This is a genomic window from Mesobacillus sp. MER 48 (assembly GCF_023714225.1).
GTDB lineage: Bacteria > Bacillota > Bacilli > Bacillales > Cytobacillaceae > Mesobacillus > Mesobacillus oceanisediminis_A.
The window spans coordinates 1-259 of the sequence record NZ_JAMAUR010000050.1 but is presented as its reverse complement, the minus strand read 5'-3'; the positions used below and the strand labels follow the sequence as shown (position 1 = coordinate 259).

General features: G+C 52.5%; 1 tRNA gene and 1 rRNA gene. Both read right to left on the bottom strand.

Annotated features, from left to right (window positions below):
* Positions 1–49: 49 nt before the first annotated feature.
* Positions 50–125 (bottom strand) — tRNA-Val (locus M3593_RS23860).
* A gap of 8 nt (positions 126–133) precedes the next feature.
* Positions 134–249: ribosomal RNA gene (gene rrf / locus M3593_RS23855) — 5S ribosomal RNA — on the bottom strand.
* Between the last annotated feature and the right edge of the window lie 10 nt (positions 250–259).

The window sequence follows — 259 nt, the reverse complement described above, 5'->3', positions numbered from 1 at the left end:
GCTCTACCAATTGAGCTACACCGGCATTTGTAATTATTAAAGGAATATATGGTGGAGGATGACGGGATCGAACCGCCGACCCTCTGCTTGTAAGGCAGATGCTCTCCCAGCTGAGCTAATCCTCCATATATATGCCCGGCGGCGTCCTACTCTCACAGGGGGAAACCCCCAACTACCATCGGCGCTGAGAAGCTTAACTTCCGTGTTCGGTATGGGAACGGGTGTGACCTTCTCGCCATCGCCACCAGACTATTTGGTT